The following is a 15,621-nucleotide window of genomic DNA, read 5'->3' as shown; positions in this document are numbered from 1 at the left end:
TTTATTTGTTGTAACCGTATTGTAACAATAAAAACCCCCCGCCCCGGAACGCGGAGCGGGGGGTGTGAACGCGAAAACTCAGACGTTGGCCGCGAGCCAATCCCCGATTTCGGTGGTGCTCATCCCCATTTTGCCGGCCGCCTGGCTCTTCATTTTTCCGGAGCTCAACAGCTTGACCACGGCCCCTTCCACCCGTTGGGCGGCGTCGGTTTCGCCAAGGACATCCAGCATCATGCCTCCCGCGCAAATGGCGGCCAAGGGATTGATCACGTTTTTGCCGGTGTATTTCGGGGCCGAACCACCGATGGGTTCGAACATGGAGACCCCTTCCGGATTGATGTTTCCCCCCGCCGCGATGCCCATTCCCCCCTGCACCATGGCGCCCAAGTCCGTGATGATGTCCCCGAACATGTTGTCGGTCACGAGGACGTCGAACCAATCGGGGTTTTTCACCATCCACATGCAGGTGGCGTCCACGTGGGCGTAATCGCGCTGGATGTCGGCGAAATCTTTTTGGCCGATTTCATGAAAGGCCCTTTCCCAGAGGTCGAAGGCGTAGGTCAGCACGTTCGTTTTTCCGACGAGCGTGAGCTTCTTGTTCTTGTTGCGCCGACGCGTGTACTGGAACGCGTAGCGCAGGCAGCGCTCCACGCCCTTGCGCGTGTTGATGGACTCTTGCACCGCGATTTCGTCCGGCGTCCCCTTCTTGAGCACCCCGCCGGCGCCCGCGTAGAGGCCTTCGGTGTTCTCGCGAACGACGACGAAATCGATGTCTTTCGGCCCCTTGTCCTTCAGAGGGGTTTCGACGTTGGGATAGAGTTTCACCGGGCGAAGGTTGATGTATTGATCGAGCTGGAAACGCAATTGCAGCAACAAGCCCTTTTCCAGGATTCCCGGCTTGACGTCCGGATGACCGATGGCGCCCAGGTAAATGGCGTCCACCTTCCGCAATTCGGCCAGGACGGAATCCGGCAAAATCTCGCCGGTCCGTTTGTAGCGCTCCCCGCCCAAATCGTAGGGAATCCAGTCAAAGGCGATGTTCAAGGATTTACCCACCGCCTTCAAAACTTTGACGCCTTCGTTGACGACTTCCGGCCCGGTGCCGTCGCCGCCCATCACCGCGATTTTGTGGATTTTCTTGGACATGGCCTTTTCCTCTCGATGCGAAATGACGCTGCGAAAATTTGCCCGGCGACCCGCCGACCCGAACGAATTACCTTTTCTTCCGCCAGCGGGCCGCGGTCAAGCTCACAAAGCGGTCCACGGATTCGCGCGCCGCCGGCGACAAATCGTCGAACCGAAGCCCGTACCGGTGAAGGCGAAACGAAAAACTCCGCCAAATCACCACCGCGCGGAACGGCACCACTTCCCCGTCTCCGACGGAGCCCCGCAACACCAACCCGTCTCCTTCGTTGAACTCACAGGTCGATTCAACGCAGGCCCCGTTCTTCGACACATCCAACAGGCGCGAAACGCCCCGGAGGGTCCGCCCTTCGGCGTCGTAAATTTCCAAAGGGATGTCGCTGGCCGCGCGTTCCGCCGCCCGCGGCCGGTGCGGGAAGTCGCCAAGGTTCCCGGTCACGAGACCCGGGCCGCCCCCCAATGCAGGTACGGAACGCGTTCCACGGTTTCTTGAATTTGATCCCGCGCCGCCAGCAGGGTGGCCGTCGAATCCCACGTGCCGTCCAAGAACAACGCCCGGAAGGAATCCCGCATCTCAAGGGCGATCGCCCGACCGCCGAAAGTGGCGCGCTTCGCCTGGAGGTCGACCGTCACCGTTTCGGCGGGTCGGGTTTCGATGAATTCCATAAGCGCCGCCACGTCGGCCGGGGCCGCCGTGACCACCGGCAGGCCGATGGCCGTGCAGTTCCCGGCGAAAATTTCCGCGAAGGATTCCCCCACGATCAAATGGATTCCCCAGCGTTTGATGCCCTGGGGCGCGTGTTCCCGGGAGGACCCGCAACCAAAGTTTTTGTTCACCGCCAGGATCGAGGCCCCCCGGTGTTCGGGCGCGTTAAAGGGGTGCGACTTGGCGTTTCCTTGGGGATCGAAACGCTCGTCTTGGAACGTGTATTGGCCGATGTCCGCAAAGGTGACGCACCGGAGGTACCGCGCGGGCATGATCCGGTCCGTGTCGATGTCGTCGCCGCGCACCGCGATCCCGCGGCCCGAGACCGATTTGATGATGGAAGTGTTTTCGCTCATGGTTGACTCCTAAAGCATTTCCCTCACATCGGTCACGCGGCCCTGAACGGCCGCGGCGGCCACCATGGCCGGGCTCATCAGGAGCGTTCGCCCGGTGGGGCTCCCCTGACGACCGATGAAATTTCTGTTGGAACTGGAGGCACAGATCTCGCGCCCCTTCAATTTGTCGGGGTTCATGGCCAGGCACATGGAACAGCCGGCGTTGCGCCACTCGAACCCCGCCGCCCGGAAGACCTCGGGCAACCCCTCGGCTTCGGCTTCGCGCTGGACTTTTTGGGACCCGGGCACCACGATCGCCCGAACCCCTTTGGCCACGCGACGCCCCTTGGCGACGCGGGCGGCCTCGCGCAGGTCCGACATGCGTCCGTTGGTGCAACTGCCGATGAACGCCACATCGATTTTGACCTCTTGCACGGGCGCGCCGGGAACGAAGGACGTGAATTTGTACGCCTCTTCCAGGCCGGCCTTGTCGGTTTTGGATTGCTCCGGACGAGGGAGGATCTCCGTCACCCCGACGGTTTGACCGGGGTTGATGCCCCAGGCGACTTGCGGCTCCAGCGCGCCGGCGTCCAAATCAAAGGCGTCGGCGAAGACGGCGTCACGGTCGGAAGCCATGGAGAGCCACCAAGACTCGGCCGCTTTGAACTCTTCGGGGCGCGGGGCGTAGGGCCGGCCGCGCAAGAACTCGACCGTGGTGCGGTCCGGATTGACATAGCCCACCCGTGCGCCGCCTTCGATGGCCATGTTGCAGATCGTCAACCGTTCCTCCATCGTCATTCGGTCGATGGTTTCCCCCGCGAATTCGTAGGCGAAGCCGATGCCGCCGTTGACGCCGAGGCGACGGATCACCGCCAGGATCACGTCCTTGGCGTAAACCCCGGGGCGAAGGGCCCCGCTCACCCGGATGCGCCGCACCTTCGGGCGCGTCAGCGCCAGGGTTTGGCTGGCCAGGATGTCTCGGATTTGTGTGGTCCCGACACCGAAGGCGATGGCGCCGAAGGCGCCGTGGCTGGAGGTGTGGCTGTCCCCGCAGGCCACGGTCAGCCCGGGTTGGGTCAACCCTTGTTCGGGCCCGACCACGTGCACAATGCCTTGCTCGCCCGAGGCGAAATTAAAAAATTTGACCCCGAAATCCCGGCAGTTTCTTTCCAGGGCGACCATCATTTCCTCGGCCAGCCCGTCGGCGTAGGGGCGGTTGGGGTTGTCCGTGGGGACGATGTGGTCCACGGTCGCGAACGTCCGCTGGGGACAGGCGACCCGCAGGCCTTTTTCGCGGATCATTTGAAAAGCTTGAGGACTCGTGACCTCGTGGATCAAATGGAGTCCGATAAACAACTGCGTTTGGCCGTTCGGCAGTTCCCGGACGGTGTGCAAATCCCAGACTTTGTCGAGCAGCGTTTTTCCCATGGTCACATTCCTTGGTTCTTGGCCACGGCCCGCCGGGGCCGTGCGGTCAAGATTTTGTTGAGGGCGTTCAGATAGGCCTTCGCGCTGGCCTCGACGATATCGGTGGACGTGCCCTTGCCCGTCACCACCAAGCCTTTGTGCTCCACGCGCACCACGACCTCGCCCTGGGCGTCGGTTCCGGAGGAAACGGACCGCAGTTGGTAGTCCTGGAGCGCGGGAACGACGCCCGCGATTTTGTCCATGGCGCGGTAGACCGCGTCCACGGGCCCGTCGCCGCAGGCCGCCTCCTGGTACACCTTGTCCTTCTTCTTCAAACGCAAGGTGGCCGTCGGGACGATGCCGGTGCCGGAGGTGGTATTGAGGTAATCCATGTGAAACACGTCCTCGGCTTTTTCCCGGCCCTCTTCCTCCACCAGGGCCAGCAGATCGTCGTCAAAAACGTATTTCTTTTTGTCCGCCAGGGTTTTGAATTTGGCGAACAGAATCTCCAATTTTTCGCCCGAGAGCGTGTGCCCCAAATGTTTCAAACGACTCACGACCCCGTTGCGGCCGGAACGCGCCGTCAGCAGAAGGGCGCTCTCCTCCACCCCCACGTCCTCGGGGTTCATGATTTCGTAGGTGGTGCGGGATTTCAGGACGCCGTCTTGGTGGATGCCCGAGGAATGGGCGAAGGCGTTGGCCCCCACCACGGCCTTGTTGGGCTGAACCACCATGCCCGTCAATTTGGACAGCAAGCGGCTCGCGCGGGCGATCTCCCGGGTGTTGACCCCGGTCGTCAAATGAAACAGGTCCTTGCGGGTGCGCAGGGCCATGACGATCTCTTCGAGCGCGGCGTTGCCGGCGCGCTCGCCGATGCCGTTGATGGTGCACTCGACTTGGCGGGCGCCGTGTTGAATGGCCGCCAAGCTGTTGGCCACGCCCAGGCCCAGATCGTTGTGGCAATGGACGCTCACGACCGCCTTGCGGATGTTGGGCACCCGGGCGATCAATCGGCCGATCTTGTCCCCCCACTCCGAGGGAATGGAGTAGCCGACGGTGTCGGGGATGTTGACCGTCCGGGCCCCGGCGTCGATCACGGCCTCGACGACCTGGCACAGGTAATCGAAATCCGTGCGGACGGCGTCCTCCGCCGAGAACTCCACGTTGTCGGTGAATTTTTTGGCGTAGCGAACCATCTCCACCGCCCGATCGAGGACCTGGGCGCGGGTCATGCGCAATTTCTGTTCGATGTGGAGATCGGAGGTGGCGATAAAAGTGTGGATGCGCGGTTTTTTGGCGTGCTTGACCGCGTTCCAACAGGCGTCGATGTCCCCCTTGATGGCGCGCGCCAACCCGCAGACCTCGGGCCCGCGAACGTCCTTGGCGACGGTTTTGACGGCCTCGAAATCCCCGGGGCTCGACACCGGGAACCCGGCCTCGATCACGTCCACGCCCAGATCCGCGAGCGCGCGGGCGGCCTGACGCTTTTCCTCGATGTTCAAGCTCGCGCCCGGGGATTGCTCCCCGTCGCGCAGGGTTGTGTCGAAGACGATCACGCGGTCCTGGGTTTTGTTTTTCATGGTCATTTCCCGTAACTGTCCAAGGGGTCGTCCTTGGCCACCCGCCCGGATTCCCCGCGCGGCGTCCGTCCGAAAAAGTAGCTCACAATCCCCCACACCACGTAGAAGGCGTAGAGGATGAAGATCACGTTCTGGGGGTACACCCAAATCATGAGCCCGGCCAGCACCGTCAAGACCAAGGCCCGCAGGCTGCGGGGACGCAACAGGTTCGAGGCCTTGAACTTTGCGTAGCGCACGTCCGACACCATGAGGAGCGACAAGAGCAACATCACGGCCGGCACCACCTCGTAGAACATCGGCACCTGATTCATCACGAAGCGGAAGCTCTTGATGGGCTTGCCCAGCTCCATCACGTCGTAAAGCAGGGCGAAAATGGCCAACATGCCGCCGGCCGCCGGGGTGGGCAACCCGAGGAAAAAGCCCGGGGTCGATTCCCCCATTTGGGCCTTCAAATTAAACCGCGCCAACCGCAACGCCCCGCAGATGACGAACAGCAGGGCGATGGCGAAACCCCAGGACTTGTTGTCCTTGAGGACCAACTGATACATCAAGAACGACGGCGCGATGGAAAAGGTCAACCAGTCGGCCAGGGAATCCAGCTCGACGCCGAAGCGGCTGGTGGTCTTGGTCAACCGGGCAACGGTGCCGTCCAGGATGTCGAGCACGTGGCCCAAAAGGATGGCGGTGGCGGCCGCGCCGAATTCGTAGGAAACCGATTTCACCAGGGAAAAGAACCCGAAGGCCATGTTCCCGATGGTGAACAGGGCCGGCAACAAATAGATGCCCCGCCGCACCGGGGGGCGCGGCGCCGTCGATGCCGGCGGCACCTTGAGCTGCGCTTCCGACCCACGATCCCACACCGCCCTGATCAAATCCCGAACGTTCATGGATGTCCTCCCCAACGGGCCACCGCCGTCACGCCGCCGACCACCCGTTGGCCGACGCCCACCAAAATCTCCACATCGGCCGGCAAATACAAGTCGACCTGCGAACCGAACCGTATCAAACCGAACCGCTCGCCGGGCGCCAGGGTTTCCTCCGGCCGCGCCCAGCAAAGGATGCGCCGGGCGATCAGGCCCGCGATCTGGCGGACCACCACGCGGCCCCGGGGCGTTTCAATTTCCAAGGCGTTGCTTTCGTTGACGAACGGCGCGCGCGGGTCACGGGCGTCCAAAAACTTTCCGGGCCGATACCGGGCCTTGATCACCCGCCCGCCCACGGGCGATCGCTGAATGTGCACGTCCATGACCGAGAGGAAAATGCGGATCACGCGCCCCGCGCCGTACCCCTCGCCGTCGATCGCGGCCACTTCCATCACGCGGCCGTCCGCGGGCGACAGTACGTCCTCGGTGCGGGGGACGTCCCGGTCGGGATCGCGGAAAAAGTACAGGGCGAACCCCGCGGCCAGGACGCCGACAACGGCCACAACCCGGGCGAACCAAACCCCACCGAGGCCGGCCAGGAGACCGACCACCAGGAACCCCCCGATGAATTTCCAGCCGTCCCCGGCGACGGGGATCCAGCGTTTCGCGCTCACGCCGCTATTCTTTCTTTTTCAGCCACGGCATCATGGCCCGCAACTTTTCGCCCACCTGCTCGATGGGGTGCGCCGCGTTGGCGCGGCGCTGGCTGTTCATGACGGTGCCGCCCATGGCCTTTTCCATCAAATACTCCCGGGCGAAAATCCCGTTCTGGACTTCCTCCAGGTTTTTTTTCATTTGCGCTTTTGTGGCCGCCGTCACCAGGCGGGGGCCGCGGCTGTATTCGCCGTATTCGGCCGTATCGGAAATGGAGTAGTTCATCCACCCGATGCCGCCCTCTTGGACGAGGTCGGTGATGAGTTTCAGCTCGTGGAGGCATTCGAAATAGGCGATTTCCGGCTGGTAACCCGCCTCGACCAGGGTTTCAAACCCCGCCTTGATGAGGTCCACCACGCCGCCGCACAACACGTTCTGTTCCCCGAACAGGTCGGTTTCCGTCTCTTCGGTGAAGGTGGTCTGAATGACCCCCGCGCGGGCCGATCCAATGGCCTTGCAGAAGGCCAGGGCGTAATCCAGGGCCTTCCCGGAAAAATCCTGCTCCACGGCCACCAAAGCGGGCGTGCCTTTGCCCTCTTCGTAGGTGCGCCGTACCAAATGGCCGGGGCCCTTGGGAGCGATCAAAACGACGTCCGCCTCTTTCGGCGGGACGATCTGGCCGAAACGGATGTTGAACCCGTGGGACCACGAAAGGACGACGCCCTTTTTGACGTGACCGGACAACTCGTTGCGCCAAACGGGCCCCTGGGCTTCATCGGGCAAAAGGAAATGGATCCAGTCGGCGTCTTTGACGGCGGCGACGTTGTCGGTCAGGAGGTTTTTCCCCTCCACCCAGCCGTGCTTCACGGCCAGGGTGAAGCCGCGGCCGCCCTTGCGGACGGAGACGACCACGTTGCAGCCCGAATCCTTCAAATTGAGGGCCTGGGCGTGGCCCTGGGAGCCGTAGCCCAACACGACGATTTTTTTGCCTTTCAATAAATCCAGGTTGGCGTCCTTGTCGTAAAACGTCTTGGCGTTCAGGGTTATCGACATACGATCTCCTTGGGTTTTGGAAAAACGGAATTATATCTCATTAGAAGAGGTCCGGGACCACGTCGGCCGGGATCTCGTGGGGCGCCACCTGTTGCGGGCGCGATTTGATCCAGTCCCCCGTCACCATCTCCTTGTAGCTCATGCCCGGGCCCACCATGGGGTAGACGAAGGCGAAGGGGTCGACGCGCACGTCCAGGAAAGCCGGCCCCTTGGCCTCCAGGAAAGCCTTCAGCACCGCGTCCACATCGACGGGTTTTTCGACCCGCTGGGCGAAGGGGAACCCCATGGCCGAGGCGGCCTTCACAAAGTCCAACGTGTGCAGGTTTTTGTCGATGGCGAAATACCGGCGGTTGAAGTACAGCGTTTGCCACTGGCGCACCATCCCGTCGCCTTCGTTGTTCAACAACAGCACCTTGATCGGCAAGTTGTACGTCGTGACGGTTTCCAACTCGCTGAAGTTCATGCGCAGGCTGCCGTCGCCGTCCACGTCGATCACCAGGGCGTCGGGGTTGGCGAATTGCGCCCCGATGGCGGCCGGAAGGCCGTAGCCCATGGTGCCCATGGACCCCGAGGTCAGCCACCGCCGGGGCACCGCGGTGCGGCCGTACTGCGCCGCCCACATCTGGTGCTGGCCCACGCCCGTGGACACGATGGCGCGCCCTTGCGTCAACGCGGCCACCTTTTCCAACACGGCGTAGGGCTGAATCTTATCGGAGGCGCGGTTGTAATCGAGCGGGTGCGCCTTCTTGGTCGCGGCCACGTGCCGCAGCCAGGCGGCGAAATCCCGGTTGAACCCGCTTTTTTTGCCCGCGTCGATCAAATCCCGCAGTCCCCGCTTGGCGTCGGCCACATGGGACCAGGTTGGCGTCTTGACCTTGCCGATTTCGGAGGGGTCGATGTCCAGGTGGGCGATGAACGTCGCCTTGGGGGCGAACTCCATCACCTTGCCGGCCACGCGGTCGTCGAAACGAGCGCCCACGGCGAAAAGGAAGTCGCAGTCCTCCACGGCGTAATTGGCGTAGGCCGTCCCGTGCATCCCCAGCATGTGCAGATTGAGGGGGTGTTCCTTGTCCAACGCGCCGATGCCCAAGAGGGTCGTCACCACGGGGATCTGGAACGTCTCGGCGAATTCGCGCAACTCGGCCGACGCGTCGGCGTTGACCACGCCGCCGCCGACATAAAGGAGCGGTCGGTGCGCTTCGCCCAAACGCTGGAAGAAGGCGCGCGCGGATTCGTCGGAGAGCCGCGCCTGGGACAGGGCCTCCGCCCGGCGGCGGTAGCCGCGCAACGGCAGGAGTCCCGCGCCCTTGAAACGCACGGGGGCGTTTTGCACGTCTTTGGGAATGTCGATCACCACCGGCCCGGGGCGCCCGGTGCGGGCGATCCAGAAAGCCGTTCGCAGGGTGGCTTCCAATTCCTCGGGGTTCTCCACCAGGAACACGTGTTTCGCGCAGGCCATCATGATGTTGAACACCGGGGCTTCCTGGAACGCGTCGGTCCCGATGGCGGGCCGGGGGACCTGCCCGGTCAAGACCACCATCGGCACGGAATCGGCCATGGCGTCGCGGATCGGTGTGACCGTGTTCGTGGCGCCGGGACCGGAGGTCACCAACGCCACGCCCACGCGCCCGGTCGACCGCGCGTAACCCGATGCCATAAACCCGGCGCCCTGTTCGTTGGCGGGCACGATGTATTTGATCTTGGCCGCGCCGGCGTGTTTTTCGTTGTACCGAAACAAGGCGTCGATCGCGGGCAGGATGGCGCCGCCCGAATACCCGAACAATGTGGTCACGCCTTCCTTCGCCAGGACGCGGGGGATCAGGTCCGCGCCGGTCATGGCCTCCCCGTCCGACGGAACCGCCGTGTCGGCGTGAAGTTCCAGGTCCGCCGACATGTCGAGACTTTTTCCCCTTTGCAGGAGAATGCGTCCCGTCCGCGACACCTCCTGGATGCCGAAGGGCGCCAAAGCTTTGAGCAGGGCGTCCACCTCTTCGCCGCGCCCCGCGTCCTCGATCACGAAGCCGCCGGGGCTGTCGTGCACCCGCGCGTGGAAGGGACGACAGGCCGCGCTCAACCCGTCCCGATCGGCGGTGTTCACCTTCAAAAGGACCAATTCGCTTTCCACGTTGTCTTCCCAGCTCAAGTCGGACACGCGGATCACGTCCACCAACTTGTTCAACTGGCTGATGATTTGCCGCACCACGCGGTCGTCGCCGTTGCACACCAGGGAAATCCGGGAGATGCCCGCGATGTGGGTGCCGCCCACCGCCAAGGAGTCGATGTTGAAGCCCCGGCTGGAGATCAACCCGGCGATCCGTGCCAGAACGCCCGGGCGGTCTTCCACCAGGCAGGACAGAAAATGCGTGTGCGTCGTTGGTTTGTGCGTCATAGCGGTACGCCCCTCAAGAAGTGATTTTAACCGACATTTTAGCCTAAAAATAAAAAAGCCGCCGGGGCTTTTGCGCCGGCGGCGGGTTTCTTCCGATCAATGTCCGCTTACAGCGCAAAGCCCTCCCGGCCCAGGACGAGGCCCTGGACCAAGACGACAACGGCAAGCGCGACATTGATTTGGTTCATCCTTTTCATTTTAGAAAAATGGGGGGGGTCCGTCAAGGCTATTTTTAACCCGGGGGTTTTTTGCTGCGGCGCTTGTCCTCGTAAAGGCGCCGGTCCGCCGCCGCCGACACGGCGGCCCAATCCCCCTCCTCGGACATGGCGTACCCGAAACTGGCCCACACCCGGGGCGGGGCGCCGCCGGGGACGTCCACGCGGATGGCGGCGACCGCCTCGCGGAGTTTTTCCATCACCTGGCGGGTGGCCTCCTCGCTCTCCCCCGTCAGGACCACGGCGAACTCGTCGCCGCCGATCCGGGCGGCGATGTCGCTCACCCGGAGCGTCTGCCGCAGGGCGCGGCCGACCGCCTTCAACACCGCGTCGCCCACGCCGTGTCCGAGGGAGTCGTTGATGGCTTTAAAATCGTTCATGTCCATGAGGATCAGCGCAAAACGTGTTCGGCGGTCGACCAGGTTTTTCGTGACCATTTCATAATACCGGCGCTGATAGACTTGCGTCATTTCATCGGTGATCGCCATCTCGTACAACCGGGCGTTGTGCAGGGCCAGGGAGCATTGGGTGGCCAGATGGGCCAGGAGATCGCGGGATCGTCCGTCCCGCACGTCGCGGACCACCACGCCTCCCTCCAGCGCGTCCCCCACCCAAAGGGGGACCAAGTAAACAGCCGTCCCGTCGTTTAAGATTTTTTCCATCGGGTCGCGGACCTGGCACCCCGCCGCCAACCCTTCGATTTCTTTGATATGGGCGGGGGCAAAACCGTTTTGCAGACGCACCGCGGGGCCGCCCTCCTCGCAAAACACCATGGCCGCCGCCGAGGCGCCGGTGAGGGACCGGGACCGGGACAAGAAAGACGCGTAAATCAGTCGGCGGTCCAGAACGCCCATCAACTCGCGGCTGGCGTCATAAAGCTGGCGCAATTCCTCCTGGGCGCGGGTCTGTCCCGAAAAGAGCCGGGCGTTTTCCAGGGCGACGGACACCTGCGAGGCGAAGGCCGCGAGGATTTTGAGGTCGTGCTTGGAGAACAAGCCCTTGAGGAGGCGGTTGTCCAGGTAAAGGCCTCCCAGAATCCGCTCTTTGGATTTGAGGGGCACGGCCATGAACGAATGGACCCCCGACGAAACGACGCTTTCGGAGACGTTGATCGCCGCGTCGATCTGGGCGTCGTCGCTGAGGAGGGTGATGCCCTTTTTCAACACCTCGACCAGGATGGCCCCCGGCACGGGGCGGGCCTCGGATTTGGCCCCTTCCGTTTGGGACACGGCCTTTTGGCGAAATCCTTCGGGGGAGTTTTCATTCAAGAAAAGGATGGCCCGCTCGGCCCCGAAAATGCGCGCGGCGTCATCGACGACGCGGTGGAACAACTGGTCCAAATCCAAGATCCCGGTCAATTGAACCGAAACCTCCACCAGGGTTTCCAGGCGCTCCGCCTCCACCAACCGGCCGTGGGAGGAGGAGGACGACCCCGTCGCCGACCGCGAGGGCCGGATGGATTCCGTGGAAGGCGCCACGGCCAGTTCCGGCAACAACCGCGCGATTCGCTCCATTTCCAGCCGATTCCCGATTTTCTCGTGGATGCGGAGGGCGTCGCGCAAAAGGTTGACGGCGCGCTCCCGGTCCCGGGGGAGCAGCGCCTCGCCGAAATCGCCGAAAATAATGGCCATCTCGTTGGGGCTCAATCGGCCCAACCCCTTCATCAGGCAACGTTCCCAGAGCGCTTCGGCCGCCCTGTGGTTGCCCAGGGCGTTCAGGAGGTTCGCCCGGGTGGACAGGCTCAAGGTGTAGAGCAGTTTGATCGAGGAAATGGTCGTCTCCCGGCGACCCGCGCGCTCCCAGCGGACGGCTTCTTTGAGGACCCGACGCTTTTCCTCGGCGTCGTGGGCGCGACGGGCCCGGGCCACCAGGGCGTCCGTCATTCGAAAGGGAAGGCCCAAGTGCCCGCCCCGTGCGATGGGGTGACGGGCCTTTAGATCCAACGCTTCCCGGTAAAAAGCCTCGGCCTGTTCCGGTCGGCCGGCGGCGAGAGCGCTTCGCCCGCAGGCGTAAAGGAGCCCGACCACCGCGGTGTGATCGCCGGCCTCGCGGCAAAGCGGCAGGACCGCCTGCGCCTGTTCGATCACCCGATCGGGGGGAATCCGCCCCAACAACTCGGCGCTGCCGCGGATGGCCAGGGCCAGGCCCGACCAATTCTTTGAAACCGTGGCCAATCGACGAATGCGTTCAATGTACGCTTCGGACTGGGCCCACTCCCCGACCTGTGCGTACAGCGACGCCAGTGTCAAATAAAGGGTGATCAACTCCCAGCGGTCCCCCAATTCCTCAAACTCGGGCTCCGCCAGGCGGGCCTGGCGGATGGCTTCGCGCGATTGCGTTGAAAGAAACAGGACAGCCGCCAGGTAACTCCGCGCCTGGGCCACGCCCCAGCGGTCCCCGGCCTGTTCCCGGTAAGCGAGGCCCTTCAAAATGTAATCGACGCCCCGGTTCATCAAACCGACGGTGGCCGCCCCGGGTCCGTGGTTGCAATAGGCCTGGGACAGGATTTCGGGAATCCGCCATCGCTCCGCGAAATTCAAATGCCGCAGGTGGATGAACAGGGCTTTGAGTTTGTCCGTGAAGTAATAGACGTGGGAAAGTTCGTCATACAAACGGCCGAGCTCCTTGACCCCCTCCCCCGCCCCGCTCCGGGCGCGGGGCGGACGCAACGTGTGCCACAGCTGAACAACGAATTCCCGGCACAAACCCAGAAAAAGGACGAACCGGGACCGGGGAATCGAATCCCCGGCCAAGCCGAGGGCTTCTTCCAAAACCCCGGCGGCGCGCCGGTGTTCCCCCTTGGAAAACAAGGCGCGACCGATTTTGGTTTTGATCCGGATCCGGTCTTTCTTGTCCTCGGACAGGGCCGCGGCTCGTTCGTAAGCGCGCAAAGCCTCCTCGTAACGGCCGATCATCCGTTCCGCCTCCCCCCGCGTTTCGAGCAGTTGGCGTTCCGTGGCGGTGCGGCGGGGGCCGGGCATCATGGACTCCAGGCCCTGTTGGGCGGTGCCGAAAAAAGCCAGGGCCTCCCGCTGGGCGTAACGGTTCAAGCTGATTTCCCCTGCCCGCAGGGAATACGCCACGGACCGCTCCGTGTCCCCGGCGCGGGTGAAATGGTGGGCCAAATCAAACATCCGCCCGTCGGGATTTCCCGCCGCTTCCAGCGCCAGGCCCACGCAGCGGTGGAGGTCCACCCGTTGCTGTTCCCCCAAATGGGCGTCGATGGCCTCCCGGATTTTGTTATGGGAAAAAACGTATTTCCCGCCGCCGGGCAGGGGCTCCACCAGACGGGCCTGGCCGGCGAGCTCCAGAGCGTGGGCCACCCGACGGGCCGCCTCCTCGGGGGGAAGTCCCAGACGCCGGGCGACGGCGGAAGACAGGACGTCGAATTCGAAAGGGTTCCCCACCACCGCCGCGATTTTGACGATGGCCTGCTCCTCTTCGGGCAACAGGTCCACCCGTCCGGCGATCTTTCCCGTCACGCCGCCGGATTGCCCCTCGTGAAGGAGCGCCGGATCGACCACGCGCCACCCTTCCTTCCCGCCCCCCTGGATGGCCCCCGACTCCACCAAAGACCGGAGGAATTCGACGGCGTACAGGGGGTTGCCCTTGGCTTGGGCCGCGACCGCTGAAGCTATTTCGGGGTTCGGCGCGCCCAGCATGGAATCAACGATGGCCGCGATTTGTCCCTCGGTCAACGGGTCCAGAACCAGACGCCGGGTTTCCGCCAGGCCGCCCAGGGCCTCCAGAAACGCCGGGACCGACTCCCCGCCCAGCCCGGCGTCGGTGCGGTGGACAAAAACCCCCAGGACGGAACGGGTGTCGGCGCTTTCCAAGAACCGACGGAGCACCAGCAGGCTGCCCTCATCGGCCCATTGCACGTCGTCGACGACCAACACCAGGGGCGAATCCCGGTCGCCCAGGGCCTGCAGAGCGTCCAGGGCCACGTTGAGGAACCGCTGTTGGCGCCGTTCCGGGGCCAGGTCGGTCGTGTCCATGGGGCCGGTCAAAAGGGCGCGGAGTTCCGGGGCCAGTCGGAGCAAATCCTCCCCCCGCTCCCCCACCGCCGATCGCAATCGCTCGACGGCCCGGGGAGAGAGCGCCTCCGGGGCGATTCCCCGGAACAATTCGGCGACCAACCCGTGGGCCGTGGCCTGGCCGTAATCGCGGCCGCGCGCCCAAAGGACGGGACCCCTGGACCACCCGAGCGCGGCCTCGCCGATCAAACGGCTCTTGCCCACGCCGGACGGCCCCGAGAGCAACGCCCAGGCGCGGCCGCCGCCGGCCGCTTTTTCGTATTGATCGCGCAGGGCGTCCAGGTCGGGCTGCCGGCCCAAAAACCGGGGCAGCCCCAATTTCCCCCCCACGTCCCCCAGCCGCAGGGGGAAGGCTCCCCCCTCGCCGCGGCGGAGTCGTTCCTCAAGGACGTCCAGGTCCTTGACCAACTGCGCGGCGCTCGCGTAGCGTTCCGCGGGGTCTTTTTTCAACAACGCGTGGAGAATGTTTTGGAGACCCTCCGGCGTTTCCTTCGGCAATTCCGGCACGACCGCGGCGTGGCTGTGGATCAATTCCCGGACCCCCTGGCCGGCGAACGGGTGGCGGCCGTTCAAAAGCTCGACGGCCAGCATGCCGAGGGAATAGAGATCGCTGCGCTCGTCCACCGCCTGGGGCAGGATGCCCAACTGCTCGGGGGACATGTAGAGGAAAGTCCCCACCGTTTGGGCGCCGACGGCGCGGCCCTGCAACCGGCTTAAACCGAAATCCAACACCTTGACGCGCGGCGCTCCGTTGGCCAGGGCCACCACCACGTTCGAGGGTTTGATGTCGCGGTGGAGGATGCCCTTGGCGTGGGCGTGGGCCAGGGCCTGGGCCACCTGCCGCAGGACGCTCACGATGTCGAGGATTTTGAGGATTTCCCGACCGACGATCAGCTTCGACAGGGCGCGCCCCGCCGCCAGTTCCATCACCAGGTAAAGGACGCCGCCGTGCACGCCGAAACGGCGCAATTGGACGATGTTTTCGTGGGACAGGCGCGACAGCAAGTCGGCCTCGTGCTCGAAGCGGACACGGGTTTCGATGTCCGCTTCGGTCCAGAGACCCTTGGTCAGTTTGATGGCGACCGGCTGGGTGGGGTCCTCTTCGTGAAAGGCCCGGTGCACCACGGAGCTGGCCCCCTCGCCCAACTTATCCAAAAGGCGATAGGGTCCGATTTTTTCCGGCAGGTGACCGTCGGGCGAATCCAGGGGTGTCGTCATTGGGCTTCCGTCTCAAGGATA

10 protein-coding genes are annotated in these 15,621 nt (G+C 63.8%); all 10 read right to left on the bottom strand.

All coding sequences use genetic code 11. The annotated features are described in order from the left end of the window. Positions 1–78 precede the first annotated feature (78 nt). The 10 genes from IPI56_04965 to IPI56_04920 all read right to left on the bottom strand — a co-directional run bounded on the left by IPI56_04965 (position 79) and on the right by IPI56_04920 (position 15,600). Positions 79–1,146 carry a 3-isopropylmalate dehydrogenase gene (locus tag IPI56_04965; GenBank protein MBK7545088.1) on the bottom strand — a complete coding sequence of 356 codons (1,068 nt, stop codon included), beginning with the start codon at positions 1,144–1,146 and terminating at the stop codon, positions 79–81. Positions 1,147–1,213: 67 nt separating this feature from the next. After that, positions 1,214–1,582, bottom strand: coding sequence for a PilZ domain-containing protein (locus IPI56_04960; GenBank protein ID MBK7545087.1), 369 nt, complete (start codon positions 1,580–1,582; stop codon positions 1,214–1,216). Then, entirely contained in the window at positions 1,579–2,205 is a 627-nt protein-coding gene (locus IPI56_04955; GenBank protein MBK7545086.1) for a 3-isopropylmalate dehydratase small subunit, read from the bottom strand. The genes IPI56_04960 and IPI56_04955 overlap by 4 nt, the downstream gene beginning before the upstream one ends. A 9-nt stretch (positions 2,206–2,214) precedes the next feature. Beyond that, a complete protein-coding gene (leuC, locus tag IPI56_04950; GenBank protein ID MBK7545085.1) occupies positions 2,215–3,612 on the bottom strand; it encodes a 3-isopropylmalate dehydratase large subunit in 1,398 nt (465 codons plus the stop codon). A 2-nt stretch (positions 3,613–3,614) separates the two neighbouring features. After that, complete coding sequence (locus IPI56_04945) at positions 3,615–5,177, bottom strand: 2-isopropylmalate synthase (protein ID MBK7545084.1); 1,563 nt, start codon at positions 5,175–5,177, stop codon at positions 3,615–3,617. Next, the gene (gene pssA / locus IPI56_04940) at positions 5,174–6,058 is read right to left on the bottom strand and encodes a CDP-diacylglycerol--serine O-phosphatidyltransferase (GenBank protein MBK7545083.1); all 885 of its coding nucleotides are present in this window, start codon (positions 6,056–6,058) and stop codon (positions 5,174–5,176) included. The genes IPI56_04945 and pssA overlap by 4 nt, the downstream gene beginning before the upstream one ends. After that, on the bottom strand, positions 6,055–6,708 hold the full coding sequence (locus IPI56_04935; GenBank protein MBK7545082.1) for a phosphatidylserine decarboxylase family protein: 654 nt from the start codon (positions 6,706–6,708) through the stop codon (positions 6,055–6,057). The genes pssA and IPI56_04935 overlap by 4 nt, the downstream gene beginning before the upstream one ends. Before the next feature lie 4 nt (positions 6,709–6,712). Continuing rightward, a complete protein-coding gene (ilvC, locus tag IPI56_04930) occupies positions 6,713–7,741 on the bottom strand; it encodes a ketol-acid reductoisomerase (GenBank protein ID MBK7545081.1) in 1,029 nt (342 codons plus the stop codon). A gap of 40 nt (positions 7,742–7,781) precedes the next feature. Next, positions 7,782–10,130: a biosynthetic-type acetolactate synthase large subunit gene (gene ilvB, locus IPI56_04925; GenBank protein ID MBK7545080.1), complete on the bottom strand. Its 2,349-nt coding sequence runs from the start codon at positions 10,128–10,130 to the stop codon at positions 7,782–7,784. Positions 10,131–10,362: 232 nt separating this feature from the next. After that, a complete protein-coding gene (locus tag IPI56_04920) occupies positions 10,363–15,600 on the bottom strand; it encodes a diguanylate cyclase (protein MBK7545079.1) in 5,238 nt (1,745 codons plus the stop codon). Between the last annotated feature and the right edge of the window lie 21 nt (positions 15,601–15,621).

Source organism: Elusimicrobiota bacterium (assembly GCA_016706425.1).
Classification (GTDB): domain Bacteria; phylum Elusimicrobiota; class Elusimicrobia; order FEN-1173; family FEN-1173; genus JADJJR01.
The sequence above is the reverse complement of the archived record's forward strand: the minus strand, read 5'-3'. Positions and strand labels throughout refer to the sequence as shown.